Source organism: Propionispora sp. 2/2-37, assembly GCF_001298735.1.
In the GTDB taxonomy this organism is placed as follows: Bacteria; Bacillota; Negativicutes; order Propionisporales; family Propionisporaceae; genus Propionispora.
Map to the genome: position 1 here is coordinate 201,544 of NZ_CYSP01000007.1, position 12,033 is coordinate 213,576.

The 12,033-nt window shown below is 38.3% G+C and carries 16 protein-coding genes; 14 read left to right on the plus strand and 2 right to left on the minus strand.

Annotation, left to right across the window (positions count from 1 at the left end):
• Positions 1-252 precede the first annotated feature (252 nt).
• On the plus strand, positions 253-2,874 hold the full coding sequence (ppsA, locus tag P22_RS09570; protein ID WP_054260001.1) for a phosphoenolpyruvate synthase: 2,622 nt from the start codon (positions 253-255) through the stop codon (positions 2,872-2,874).
• A gap of 22 nt (positions 2,875-2,896) precedes the next feature.
• Complete coding sequence (locus tag P22_RS09575) at positions 2,897-3,118, plus strand: VOC family protein (protein WP_216598056.1); 222 nt, start codon at positions 2,897-2,899, stop codon at positions 3,116-3,118.
• A gap of 242 nt (positions 3,119-3,360) precedes the next feature.
• On the opposite strand, the gene P22_RS09580 is transcribed toward P22_RS09575, so the two are convergent.
• Positions 3,361-4,302 carry an AraC family transcriptional regulator gene (locus tag P22_RS09580; RefSeq protein ID WP_054260002.1) on the minus strand — a complete coding sequence of 314 codons (942 nt, stop codon included), beginning with the start codon at positions 4,300-4,302 and terminating at the stop codon, positions 3,361-3,363.
• 144 nt (positions 4,303-4,446) lie between these two features.
• Here P22_RS09580 and P22_RS09585 point away from each other — a divergent pair, with 144 nt between their 5' ends.
• Positions 4,447-4,893: a YybH family protein gene (locus P22_RS09585; protein WP_054260003.1), complete on the plus strand. Its 447-nt coding sequence runs from the start codon at positions 4,447-4,449 to the stop codon at positions 4,891-4,893.
• 103 nt (positions 4,894-4,996) lie between these two features.
• Here P22_RS09585 and P22_RS20050 read toward each other — a convergent pair whose 3' ends face one another.
• Complete coding sequence (locus tag P22_RS20050; RefSeq protein ID WP_072169790.1) at positions 4,997-5,239, minus strand: tyrosine-type recombinase/integrase; 243 nt, start codon at positions 5,237-5,239, stop codon at positions 4,997-4,999.
• A gap of 616 nt (positions 5,240-5,855) precedes the next feature.
• On the opposite strand from P22_RS20050, the gene P22_RS09590 reads away from it, so the two are divergent.
• The 11 genes from P22_RS09590 to P22_RS09635 form a co-directional block, all read left to right on the plus strand.
• Positions 5,856-6,767 carry a tyrosine-type recombinase/integrase gene (locus P22_RS09590; protein ID WP_054260004.1) on the plus strand — a complete coding sequence of 304 codons (912 nt, stop codon included), beginning with the start codon at positions 5,856-5,858 and terminating at the stop codon, positions 6,765-6,767.
• A 599-nt stretch (positions 6,768-7,366) separates the two neighbouring features.
• A complete protein-coding gene (locus P22_RS09595) occupies positions 7,367-7,558 on the plus strand; it encodes a helix-turn-helix domain-containing protein (protein WP_054260005.1) in 192 nt (63 codons plus the stop codon).
• 256 nt (positions 7,559-7,814) lie between these two features.
• A complete protein-coding gene (locus P22_RS20495; protein ID WP_156318912.1) occupies positions 7,815-7,991 on the plus strand; it encodes a hypothetical protein in 177 nt (58 codons plus the stop codon).
• Positions 7,992-8,004: 13 nt separating this feature from the next.
• On the plus strand, positions 8,005-8,193 hold the full coding sequence (locus P22_RS09600; RefSeq protein WP_054260006.1) for a hypothetical protein: 189 nt from the start codon (positions 8,005-8,007) through the stop codon (positions 8,191-8,193).
• Between the two features lie 40 nt (positions 8,194-8,233).
• A complete protein-coding gene (locus P22_RS09605; protein ID WP_054260007.1) occupies positions 8,234-8,566 on the plus strand; it encodes a hypothetical protein in 333 nt (110 codons plus the stop codon).
• Positions 8,566-9,129, plus strand: a complete 564-nt coding sequence (locus P22_RS09610) for a hypothetical protein (protein ID WP_054260008.1) — start codon at positions 8,566-8,568, stop codon at positions 9,127-9,129. The genes P22_RS09605 and P22_RS09610 overlap by 1 nt, the downstream gene beginning before the upstream one ends.
• Positions 9,130-9,133: 4 nt before the next feature.
• Complete coding sequence (locus tag P22_RS09615) at positions 9,134-9,445, plus strand: hypothetical protein (protein WP_054260009.1); 312 nt, start codon at positions 9,134-9,136, stop codon at positions 9,443-9,445.
• Positions 9,446-9,510: 65 nt separating this feature from the next.
• Entirely contained in the window at positions 9,511-9,792 is a 282-nt protein-coding gene (locus P22_RS09620) for a hypothetical protein (protein ID WP_054260010.1), read from the plus strand.
• Positions 9,793-9,833: 41 nt separating this feature from the next.
• The gene (locus P22_RS09625; RefSeq protein WP_054260011.1) at positions 9,834-10,634 is read left to right on the plus strand and encodes a M78 family metallopeptidase domain-containing protein; all 801 of its coding nucleotides are present in this window, start codon (positions 9,834-9,836) and stop codon (positions 10,632-10,634) included.
• The gene (locus P22_RS09630; RefSeq protein WP_054260012.1) at positions 10,604-10,885 is read left to right on the plus strand and encodes a tail assembly protein; all 282 of its coding nucleotides are present in this window, start codon (positions 10,604-10,606) and stop codon (positions 10,883-10,885) included. Before P22_RS09625 ends, P22_RS09630 begins: the two co-directional genes overlap by 31 nt.
• 37 nt (positions 10,886-10,922) lie before the next feature.
• Positions 10,923-12,033, plus strand: a 1,111-nt coding sequence (locus tag P22_RS09635; protein WP_156318914.1) for a hypothetical protein, incomplete at its 3' end; no start/stop codon positions are given.

Sequence of the window (12,033 nt, forward strand, 5' to 3'; positions counted from 1 at the left end):
AGAGCAGGCGGAACATATTGCCGCCCGCTCAAAATCAGCAAAAAACTATACCTGAAAATCTAGAGAAAATGCTTATGAAGAAAATAAATTAAAACGTGAGCCGGTTGGGTGGTTGGAAATCATCTTGACTGGCTTAATTTTTAATATTTTTTTAGGTATCTAGGATCGCTAACAAGAGAATAGTATTACTGTATTTAAAGATTGTTAAAATGCGCTATCTAGTCGTTTGAACAACAACAAGGAGGGATATCTGTGAATCCCTATGTGCTTAGTTTTCCGGAGATCGATAAAACAAAGCTTATGGTAGTCGGGGGCAAGGGCGCCAACCTGGGGGAACTATCCAGAATTGAGGGGATACAGGTACCGGAGGGTTTTTGCGTGACTACCGAAGCGTATAAAAGAATCATCAGACAAGCACCCGAGTTTGACGCGTTGCTTGACCAGCTATCGCAGCTTAAGGTGGAAGACCGAGAAAGAATTGGTGAGATCAGCGGCAAAATTCGCCAGGTTATCGAAGGGATATCCATTGCCGGGGATATAGAGGAGGAGATAACCCTCTATCTCACAAAGCTTGGTGAAGAAACCGCTTATGCCGTGCGTTCCAGCGCCACAGCGGAAGATTTACCGACGGCATCCTTTGCCGGCCAGCAGGATACTTATTTGAACATTATCGGCAAAGATGCCATTCTTAAGCATATCAGCAAGTGCTGGGCGTCGCTGTTCACTGACCGCGCCGTAACCTACCGCCTCCAAAACGGCTTTGACCACCGCAAGGTCTATCTGTCTGTCGTTATCCAGAGAATGGTATTCCCGCAGGCTGCGGGAATTATGTTTACTGCAGACCCTGTTACCTCCAATCGGAAAGTGTTGTCTATCGACGCCAGCTTTGGCCTTGGTGAGACGCTGGTGGCGGGTCTGGTGAACGCCGATATCTATAAGGTGCGGGAGGGTAGGATTGTCGATAAGAAGATATCCACTAAGAAGCTCGCTATTTATGCCTTAAAAGAAGGCGGCACCGAGGAAAGGGAGATAGAGCCTGAAAGGCAAAATCAAGAGACGCTGACGGACGAACAGATTTTGCAGCTAGAACGCATGGGTAGAAAGATTGAGGCCTATTTTGGCCGTCCGCAGGACATCGAATGGTGCCTTTATGAAGATAACGTCTACATTGTCCAGAGCCGTCCCATCACTACCCTATACCCTGCACCGGAGGCGAAAGATGGGAAAAACCATGTGTATTTTTCCTTCGGTCATCGGCAGATGATGACCGAAGCCATGAAACCATTGGGTTACAGCTTTTTTCAGGATTTTTTTAAGTTGATTTCCGGTTCGGCGATGATTGAGCTCGGAGGAAGGTTATATATAGACATGTCCCGTGAACTTAGTTTACCGATAATAGGCAAGAATTTGGCCAAAAGTATGAACATGGTTGATGTTTTGATGCAGAAGGCTGTTTATAATATTCTAAAACGGAAGGATTTTATCAAAGGATTATCCCGGGAAAAGGGAATGATGATAGGGCTTTCAGTGTGGTTGAAATGGGGAATCGACACACTAAAAACCTATCTTAGGAATGACCATGTTATTGTGAAAAACCTTATGGCTCATAATGAGATGGTGATGCACGACCTGGAGCAAAGGATTGCCAAAGTATCAGGAAATGAATTGTTTGATTTTATTTTTAAGAGTTATACGGACATAAAGGATGCAGTTTTCGCCGGCTACGGAGCGGTTTTTACCGGCGCCTATGCCAGCTCCTGGATCAATAAAAACATGCAGAAATGGCTGGGGGAAAAAAATGCGGCTGATGCCCTTGCCCAGTCGGTCCCCGATAATGTTACCTCCGAAATGGGACTGGAACTTTTGGACGTAGCGGATGTCGTCAGAAAGTATCCGGCGGTGATTGAGTATTTTGAGCATGCCAGTGACGAGAACTTTTTTGCGGATTTAGCTGAATTGGAAGGCGGGAAAGACGTAAGTGATTCCATTCGGGCGTACCTTAAGAAATACGGTATGCGTTGTTCCGCGGAAATTGATATAACCAGACCGCGGTGGAATGAGAAGCCGACGACGCTTATTCCAATGATTCTTAGTAATATCAAGACTTTTGGGCCTGGTGCCCACAGCATGAAATTTGAACAAGGACTGGAGGAAGCAAAACGGAAGGAAGAAGATATTCTAAGCCGTTTGGAACAACTGCCCGGTGGAAAGAGCAAAGCCAAAAAGACCAAGAAAATGATCAGTGTTTTGCGCAATTTCGCTGGGTACAGGGAATATAGCAAGTATCTGCTTGTCTGGTATCTCTGGATTATCAAGCAAGCATTGCTGAAGGAAGCCGATAAGCTCGTGCGAAAGGGAGTGATAAGAGACAGGGAGGACATATACTATCTATCTTTTACGGAAGTGAGGGAAACAGTGAGAACGAACCGGGTGGATTCCAGCATCATAACAAAGAGAAAAGAAGACTATGAGGTTTTTAAGAAGCTGACGCCTCCCCGGGTCATTACTTCAGAGGGGGAGATTATCTCCAGTGAATATGACACCGGCAACATTCCTCCCGGCGCTTTGGCCGGCGTGGCGGTTTCCTCCGGCGTCGTTGAGGGGCGGGCGCGGGTCATATTAAACATGGAGGATGCCAATATCGAAGAAGGCGATGTTTTGGTCACTACCTTCACTGACCCCAGTTGGACACCGGTGTTTGTAGCTATTAAAGGCCTGGTGACGGAGGTAGGCGGGATGATGACCCATGGCGCCGTTGTTGCAAGGGAATACGGTCTTCCGGCTGTAGTAAGCGTAGAGAATGCTACCCAATTGATTAAAGACGGACAGCGAATTCGGGTGAACGGGACGGAAGGGTATGTAGAAATCCTGTAATATAAAAGGTGGAGTGTTCAAAATGGTCGGAGTAGAAATTGACATGGTTATTACAGATAGCTTGAAAGCATTGGAATTATACGAAAAGGTATTTGATCTCCAACGTGTTGAGGTTACAAATTTTCCTAGAGGTGAAAATGGAGTCATTTTTACCCTATATGGAGTACGCTTTCATATGTTGGATGAAAACCCGAAATTCGGCTTAAAAGCGCCAATCCTGGATGAACCCCAAATTAATATATAATGTATTATTACGCTCAAAAATTAGGGCGAAAATTTTTTTATTCTCTTTGTGTCGTATTGTAGTCCATAACAGGCTGGATTGTCTTTCGTTGAAAGGATAATCTTCATAAACATTATTAAAATTTAAACATAAAGAAATAAGTTGTTTGCGTATCATATTTTATATTTCCTCTCATTAAGTTGTTAAGGACTGCGTCAAATATCAGATTGGTTATCTCCCAGGTACGCTAGCCAGTACCAAGCTTAACGAGATTTTTTCAACTCTAGAGCCGGGTCTGTGGCAAGACTTTCGGCAACTTGCCTCCGTCGAAACTCCGCCGGTGTAAAGCCCGTTTCACGTTTGAAGAATTTGCTGAAGTGGGTAGCTTCCTCAAAACCAAGTTTCTCCGCAATTTCGCCGATGGGGAAGTCTGTATGTACCAGCAAACGTTTCGCTTCAAGATTGATGCGCGCAGAGATGAACGTTTTTGCACTCACGCCGACCGCTGCCTTGGTTGCGCGAGTCAAACTCCTTTCCGTGCAACCAAGGCGGATAGCGTATTCGCTGACCTGGCTCCACTCGGCAAAGTGCTCTTCAACGAGTTTCTGAAAACGTGTAAAGCGCAACAATGCGTGAGAATGCAACGTATCATGCGTCCGTCGTCGGCTATGGATAACGCCAAGCCACGTCACGAGCGCATAGAGCTGATAGCGCAGCAGCGTGTGGACGTCTTCTGATGAAGCGTTGATCAGAGAGTCTTCGCGCATCTGCACGATTGAATCCAACACACGACGCAACTCATCGCTGTTTAGATTTAGAAAGCTTGGCAGTCTTTCGAAATCGAAAGTGAGTTCGAGGTCACTGGATGGAGATAAGGTGGGCAGGAGAAACTCCGGCCGAAAGAGAACAACCCAGCCGTCCCAATTTTCATCGCGCCCGAAATTGTGAGCCTGTCCAGGCCGCAGTGCGATCAAAGCCCCTGGGTTACAGGAAATGGGATCGAAATCGACCCATTGCACGCACCTGCCATGGGTGACGCATATAAGCATATGGAATTCATACCTGTAGGTTACGCGCATCTTCTCTTCGCGAGTTCGCCGCTTGAGGTCAGACACACGAAAGATCTCCAGATCGTATGGGTAAGGCACTGCAGGTCGATAGTTGAGGTGTTCGATATCTTCCCTATGTTTGGATGTGCGTACCATCACGGTATCCTCCATTGTCCTAAGGTCCGCTGAGATGACCAAAATGTCCGAAATATATCATTCACAGTCCATATTTAACCTTTTATCCTTATTGCTAATGACCTATAATTATCATATCATATACTTATAAAAGGAGCAAAAAAAATGAAACCTAACATTGGCAAGATCACAGAAACCATCCTCGATATAGAGCGTTCACTCAACGAGCGCTGGAGTACTGGCGATTGCAGCGGTTACTTTGACGCCTACAGCGAGGACATGACCTATTTCGACTGCTTTACCGAAAAGCTACTTGTCGGCCACAATGCTGTGGTGGAACATCTTTCTAGGTTATACAAGAATCCCCATATCGTGCGCAACGAGTATCTCAATCCCGAGGTGGCAGTCAGCGATAGCGGCGATCTCGCGGTACTGAGCTATAATTTGAACACCTTCGTTGCTGGCGAAGGAGGGGGCGAGAAGCTTCTCAGGGCCTGGAATTCTACTGAAGTTTACCGTTTGATCGACGGCAAATGGCGCATAGTGAATTCGCACTGGTCGCTTGCGAATCATCCGGCAGTTATGCAGATTTTTAGTGGCTCAGCGTCTTAAAATGAGATCCAGCCCGTCCATTTCTCAGTATACCCATCGTGATAAGAAAGAGCATTTTCTACAGTGATTCATCATTGGGGAAAATGCTCTTTCCTTTGTAGCTCTATAAATTTAGATTCAAATAAACGTTGTCAAGATCATCTTGAGTAATACCAATATATCTGAGTGTGATCGAAGGAGCCGAATGGTTAAATAATTTTTGTATCACTCCAATTGAAACTCCAGATTGATAAGCGTGATAGCCAAAGGTTTTTCGAAGAGTATGAGTGCCAATTTTCTCAGTAATTCCAATCGACCGGGCGGCATTGTTAATGATTTTGGTGGAAGGGACATGGGGACAGGTTATTTTGTCCTAAAATGGATATACTAGCTTAGGGTGAGTTTATGGTAAGTTAGGAAGAAAAGTGAAACAGGAAAAGGAATCGCAGGGACTGTTCTATTGTTTCCACTTGCTAATGTAGATGTAGAAAAAATAGGCGGATTTGCAAGGTCACGGTTCGCTTCCATCAATCATATATACAAAATACCTCGGCGTGTTCCTCGAAATCGAGTGGGTATAAAAGTGGTATTAACGCATTTGTCTGCAATAACATATTACCAACTAGTCACACTTGATATTGAATTATAAATATGCTATATTAATATTCGTTAGTTAGCCTTGATAGTTGACGCACAAATGACGTTCAAGAAGTGCTAAAACTACTCAAAACTAACAAACATTGAGACCTAAAAACTCAGTAAAATCAATATGTGCGGGCGTAGCTCAGTGGTAGAGTACCGGCTTCCCAAGCTAAAGGGGATTATCAAAACACTTATAACATTAGATAAATTCTAGTGTTGTAGGTGTTTTTTTGTTTGCCTACAATACAATACTCCCTGCTACACGGACAGAATTCATAGATTTTTCTAGGCCTGTATTCTAAAAATCTCAAATTTATGTAAAGTAGAGAGGTTATAAAAGCATGGAATTAGGAGAAGGAAAAAAAATATTTTTCATTACTAAAAAAAGTGAAAATGTTACTGAACGAACCATTGGAACATATGCTGATGTACTAGATAAATTTTTTGAATATCTACTCAAAAAAGATATTTATGATGTTGAATTAGTAACCAGTAATGTAATTCGTGAGTTTTTAATTTCATTACAAGAAAAAGGATTGAAAGGGATAACGAGACATAGGTATTTCCGAGTGATAAAAACCTTTTTTATATTCTTGTTTCGTGAGGATTATATAGATAAAAACCCTATTACCAATGTAAAGCCGCCCAAAGTAGAAAAAAAGGTTATGCGGACATTTACTAGCAAGGAAATATCTAAACTATTGAATGCATTTGATAAAAGCACTTTTATTGGATTTAGGAATTATACAATTTTTTGTTTGTTTTTCAGTACCGGAATAAGAAAGGGTGAGTTGTTAAATTTAAAAATCACTGATGTGAATATCACAAATGATTTAATTCGTGTATTGGGAAAAGGGCAGAAAGAAAGATGTATTCCTATAGGTAGAGCAATGAAACGTATCTTAAAGCAGTACTTTGCTATGCGTGAAGAATTTTTGGATGGAGAATTTTGTGAATGGTTGTTCATCACTCTTAAAATAGAGCGCAAAATGACATCTTCTAGTATTAATTCTTTGTTTATGCGGCTTAAAAAGGAATTGAATTTGGAAGGTGAGAAAATTAGCTCGCATACATGGAGACATACATTTGCTAAAAACTACCTCCTTGCGGGGGGAGATATATTCAGTTTAGCTGAAATTATGGGACATGCCGACTTAGACACTACCAGAAATTATCTTAGCCTGAATGAGAAAGAACTAAAAATTCAACACAAGAAATTTAATCCGCTTGATAATCATGATTGGCTATATTAAAAATAAAAAGGGTGGCTGTAGAATGATTTATTATATAATCACATTTTTACTAGGTGGGTTTATTGGTGCAGTTGTTGGTGTCCTTATGGTTTGTATGTGCGTGTTATCTAAAGAAAATAAATAATAATTAAATCTTATGATGGGTATGAATTTACCCATCTTTTTTATCACTGTTGTTAGTTGATCTAATAATATGCTTACTTTGCCTTATAGTTAATCATAGATTAACGTCGACGTAAAACCTTGTTTTACTAGTAAAAACTATTCTAATTACAATTAAATTTAGACATAACTTTAATGACTAAGGTATTTATATAGGGTAAGAATTTTATATGTCAAAAATATAATAAATAATAATAAAATTGTTTTGAAGTATTGTAGGAACTCCTAAAAATTTGTAGTTAGTGACAAAAATGTCACTAACTTACAACATCACAAAGTGTTTAAAATTTATTAATAATAACATTAGTATTGTAGGGGATAAAAATGATTTATTGAAATGTGTATTATATAAACCAACACTTTATTTAAAGTCAGCATAAGCTGGCTTATTTTTTTTAGGCTATTTAGTATCAAATGTAAAGGAAGGCGGTGAAAACATGAAACCAGTGTTATCAAAATTAAAGTTAAAAAGATTGCTTTTATGTAAAACGCAGCAGGAAGTTGCTAATGCAATTGGAGTGAGTAGACCTTATATTAATTCTTTAGAAAATGGTAGAAGTACTTTAACGGGTGAAATACTTGTAAAATTTGCAAGATATTATAATTGTAAGGTTTCAGAGTTGGTCTAATAGCTTATTATTTTTTTGCTTATTTAGTATCAAATGTAAGGAGGTGACAGGGATAAATAATCTTTTAGCTGAAGTTATTAAAAAACTTAATATTTATAAAGAAACAGGCAGCGAATCTATAAGGCTTGAACTAAGCCGCTTGAAAATACAAGCAGCTAATTGCTTTATTAACTCAGGAAGGAGAAAGGAATATAAGGGGATACTAGACTACATCCATTATTTGTTAAAAGACATAAATTAGAAGGAATGATGCTGAATGAGTAAAATCGTTGATCAAGTAAAAAGGCTAGTAGCTGAATTACAGCAATTACAACAAAAAGAAGCAGAGATTAAAAACCAAATTCATAACATTATTCAATGGCGTAATCATGAATTAACAGAGGAAGAACTTACAGAGGTTATTAAACTGACTGGTTATGATAATGAATTCTAATTGAGGTGACTTGATGGGTAGAAAAAAGAAAGTTATTCAAACAGTCATAGAAGAACCGAAGGACAAAACTATCAAATATAAGATTTGTTTACTGGAATTATTTACAAAATATATTTGTTTTGATTCTCATTGGAAGGTTGCACCTTCAGCAGAAAAAGAATTTTTGGAACTTATGCAGGGCAAGCAATTAGAGCGAATCTGATTAGCTTGCTTTTATTATTAAATATAGAGGATGATTTGAAATGAAGTATCTAAAATTTATATGTTCTAAATGTGGAAATATTTTTGCTCCTTCGGGTGGAGGGGTATTTTATGAAAGGGATAGATTCAGTCAAGCTATTCAATTCATTTGTCCGGATTGTAGCAAAGAATACACTGATAAATGGACAGTTAAAAGTAAAGTGTTTAGTCAAAGAAACATAGGTTTTATTGAGAATTTAGTTACTATTACATTTGCTGATGGTCGTGTTATAGAAGATATTCGTTGTAGTCAGATTAACGGAAAAATTAAATTGGTTGATAACACATGTTTACCAGAATATGTTGTGGCACAAGTTGAGGGGGATATTGAATAGTGAAAAGATATTTTAGATCATTCAAATGTGGTTATTGTGAAAAGACATTTAAAGGAGATTCTGCAGGTGTGTGGGTTATGCCCAGAAAAGATAAAAGGGATACCAACGCAGAAGATAAATTCATTTGTCCGGCTTGTATGGCAAAATGGTATAAAAAATATGAGTATAAGAATATGGTATATGTGCCTAATAATGTATTCCCAAGAGTTGACGTTACTTTTAATGATGGGAGAGTTTTAGGATTTGACATTAATACGCCTCGTCATGAAAGTGATGTACCTGATGAGTTATGGAATAAAATAGATATTTGTGTTCAAAAATACCGCGAAGAATTATATAAAAAAGCATGTATAGACGTTTCAGTTCTAGATACTTGGGATGAAAATAAAATGATAGCTACATTCGGCGATGGTACTAAATACGAACTTGAATTTAGATATCATGCTCAAAATGGTTTACAGTATAAACCTGACGATGTGAAGAAATTGACACAAGATCAAATACAGAGAATTAATACATGGTTAAGGGATAATAACATTACCAATTATTATATTAGGGGTTGATAACATGACTAAAATATTTGGATTAATTGATAAAAAATATATTATCGCAAAGGCAGGACTAGAGATGGATAAAAAAATATTATTAGAAAAAATGTTTAATGAATTTAAAGCAGATATAAAAGCTGAGATAGAAAAACTCAATACTGAGATTACAAAATTAAATAAAGAAATGGTAAATATCAAAGCCGAAAAAGAAAAAATGGTTAATATGCTTAAAGAGCAGCAAGATAGAATCTATTTTGAATCAGAAGAATTTAAAAAGCTATCGCCATTGGATAAATGTAAGGCAATTAGTAGAAAAAGATATAGCAAATAATAGTAAATATATTAATGGGCGCAAAAATGCGCCCTTCTTTATTTTTTGAAATAGGAGAGATAATAATGGAAATTACTAAAGTTAGATTTATAAAGAAGAATAGCAAAACAAAGTATCATATTTGTGATGCAATATTGCAGATAGATCATGCTTTTGAAATTCATAAAGTACATGTATTTGAATATGAAGATGGAACGGTAAAAGCATATACTCCCCGTTATAGGAATAATGACCAGGTTTTTAGCTTTATCAAGTTTTATAATCCTAAAGATTTTCTTAAGAAAATAGACAAGGCTGTAAAAGATCAATTAGAGGAAATTAGAAAATTAGGTTTATGGGAAGAGTAGGGTTACCCCTACCTTATTTTTTATTAATAAAGGGGTATTAAATGGGGAATATGGTAAAGAAAATAAATAAGAGAAGACAGACCCGAGATAAAAGCGGAATGATTGCATATGGTACACCTGTTATTACTATATCTGATACTGCTTATAAAACATATAAATTTACTGACGAATGGACGGGTAATTTACCTGATATACCGCAGGATGGTTGTATATTCATAAAAGATAAATATTATGACATGTTTCAGTACTTTTTGAATTACTTAAGAGCAAGTAAAAAGATATTCTATGTTCTGCCTATTGAAACGTATAAAAAAGTATTTTCTGAACAAGTTTTAAAAGCGTCTGAAGTAGATTATGACTTTTCTGGATGTAGCCACATGTTAAATAATGAAAGTTGGATTATAGCGATACCGCAATATATTACTAGCAAAAAACATCTGTATATACTTGGTCATGAAGTAGCGCATATTTATTTAGATAATTTACCAGAGAATGATCAAAGTAATCAGAAGATTGATTATAAAGCAGAGTATGAGGCAGATACTTGGGCGTATGCCGTTATGGAGTATTTTGGATATCTTACACCTTCTCAAAGGTTGAAACTTACAGAGTTAAGCCAATTAGAAATCTTAGTTTGGACAAAACAGATCACACCTGAAGCATACGACAAAATCGCATCTCTTGATTTATTTAAAACATATGACAGAAGCAAGGGCTTACTGTCTGACGTAATATCAGCAATGATTCTAAAAGGCATATCTGGCGGCGATATTATAAAAATGTTGCCTGAAACAATAGGGGGGAATAAAGAATGTCAAAATCAAAGGGTAAAACAGTATTAACAATAGCAGGTTTCTTTTTAGGTGCTGGACATGTGGGGCAAGCATTCTTTGGAGCTTCAAGTTCACTTATTGGTGGGCTTTATGGTGCGTCTTTAGCTGGATCACTTTGGTCAGCCACACATAAGCCAAAGATTGATAATAGTAATTCGTATAACTTTAATCAGCTTATGAACTCCGTATCATCTGAAGATCGCATACCAATAATCTATGGAACTCGTAAATGGGGTGGATGGCATTATAAAGAGGCGTGAGCCTCTTTTTTATTTCAGATAATGAGAGGTTGATTACATGGACAGTAACAATAATAATATACAGTTTGCATTGGTATTTAAAGGTATCCAGGAAGCAATACGAGATATACAAAGGCTAAAAACCGAAATGGATAAATTAGGGCAAAAAGATAAAGGCAATAATACTGCAGTAGCAGAGCAATTAAAAAAAGACTTAGCTTTAACCGAAAAGGTTGTATCCGATGAAGTTAAAGCTATCAATGACAAATTAGGGTTAATCGGAAAACAAAATGCTGATGCCAGTAAGCAATATTGGAAAGATGAAGAGGAAGCTATTAAAAGGCGTTCCAGATTGCTGCAGTCTCAAATGGAGGCTATGGCAAGGGAAGAGGATGCTTTAAATAAAGAACGTCTTAGACAGCAAAAGGGAAATCCTGCTTTAGAAGCACAGCAATTAGCTACAGCAGAACGTTTAAGACGGTCACAAATGCAATCAGAGCTAGAAGCCGTATTTAACCCTACAAAATTTGTAGACGGTTACAGACAGGCCATTGCATCAGCAACAGCCGAGGCTGAGAAATTTCATAGATTATTTAAAGAAACTGGCAATACTGATTATCAACAAAAGTCTATGCAATCGGTTTTACAGGTTAGACAACTCACAGATGAATATGAGAAATTTAATAAGACACTAGGTAATACGCCTGGCTTACTGAGCAATATAGGAAGTGAATTTAAAAGGCACCTAGGGTTTACTCTTACTGGTTTGGGCGTAGGGGCGGTAATTGGTGGCATTTATGGGGCGTTGAGCGATATATCTAAACTGGATGAGGAATTCAACCAGTTAAAAACGGTATTACCGCAAACTGAAGCAAACCAAGAAACCTTTAATCAAGCCATTGAAGATAGTTTTCACCTTGCACAGAAATACGGTACTGCAATCAAAGATGTTACCGACTCCTTGCGCTTGATGGGACGTGGATACCATGATCTAAGCCAAACAGAAAAACTTAGCGAAGTAGCTTTAAAACTTGGCGTAGCTGATAATTTTAATCCTGAATTGGCTACACGTACAATTGAGGGTGTTGTAGGGGCTTACGGGAAGCAGGCCGAAGCGGTACAATTCGCTACGCATGTTATGGATGCCATGACAAAAGTATCCCATACTA

Coding starts and splice junctions, on each gene's coding strand:
- P22_RS09575 (WP_216598056.1), top strand. CDS start 2,897: ATGGTCGGAGTAGAAATTGACATGGTTATTACAGATAGCTTGAAAGCA.
- P22_RS09580 (WP_054260002.1), bottom strand. CDS start 4,302: ATGGTACGCACATCCAAACATAGGGAAGATATCGAACACCTCAACTAT.
- P22_RS09585 (WP_054260003.1), top strand. CDS start 4,447: ATGAAACCTAACATTGGCAAGATCACAGAAACCATCCTCGATATAGAG.
- P22_RS09590 (WP_054260004.1), top strand. CDS start 5,856: ATGGAATTAGGAGAAGGAAAAAAAATATTTTTCATTACTAAAAAAAGT.
- P22_RS09595 (WP_054260005.1), top strand. CDS start 7,367: ATGAAACCAGTGTTATCAAAATTAAAGTTAAAAAGATTGCTTTTATGT.
- P22_RS20495 (WP_156318912.1), top strand. CDS start 7,815: ATGAGTAAAATCGTTGATCAAGTAAAAAGGCTAGTAGCTGAATTACAG.
- P22_RS09600 (WP_054260006.1), top strand. CDS start 8,005: ATGGGTAGAAAAAAGAAAGTTATTCAAACAGTCATAGAAGAACCGAAG.
- P22_RS09605 (WP_054260007.1), top strand. CDS start 8,234: ATGAAGTATCTAAAATTTATATGTTCTAAATGTGGAAATATTTTTGCT.
- P22_RS09615 (WP_054260009.1), top strand. CDS start 9,134: ATGACTAAAATATTTGGATTAATTGATAAAAAATATATTATCGCAAAG.
- P22_RS09620 (WP_054260010.1), top strand. CDS start 9,511: ATGGAAATTACTAAAGTTAGATTTATAAAGAAGAATAGCAAAACAAAG.
- P22_RS09625 (WP_054260011.1), top strand. CDS start 9,834: ATGGGGAATATGGTAAAGAAAATAAATAAGAGAAGACAGACCCGAGAT.
- P22_RS09630 (WP_054260012.1), top strand. CDS start 10,604: ATGTCAAAATCAAAGGGTAAAACAGTATTAACAATAGCAGGTTTCTTT.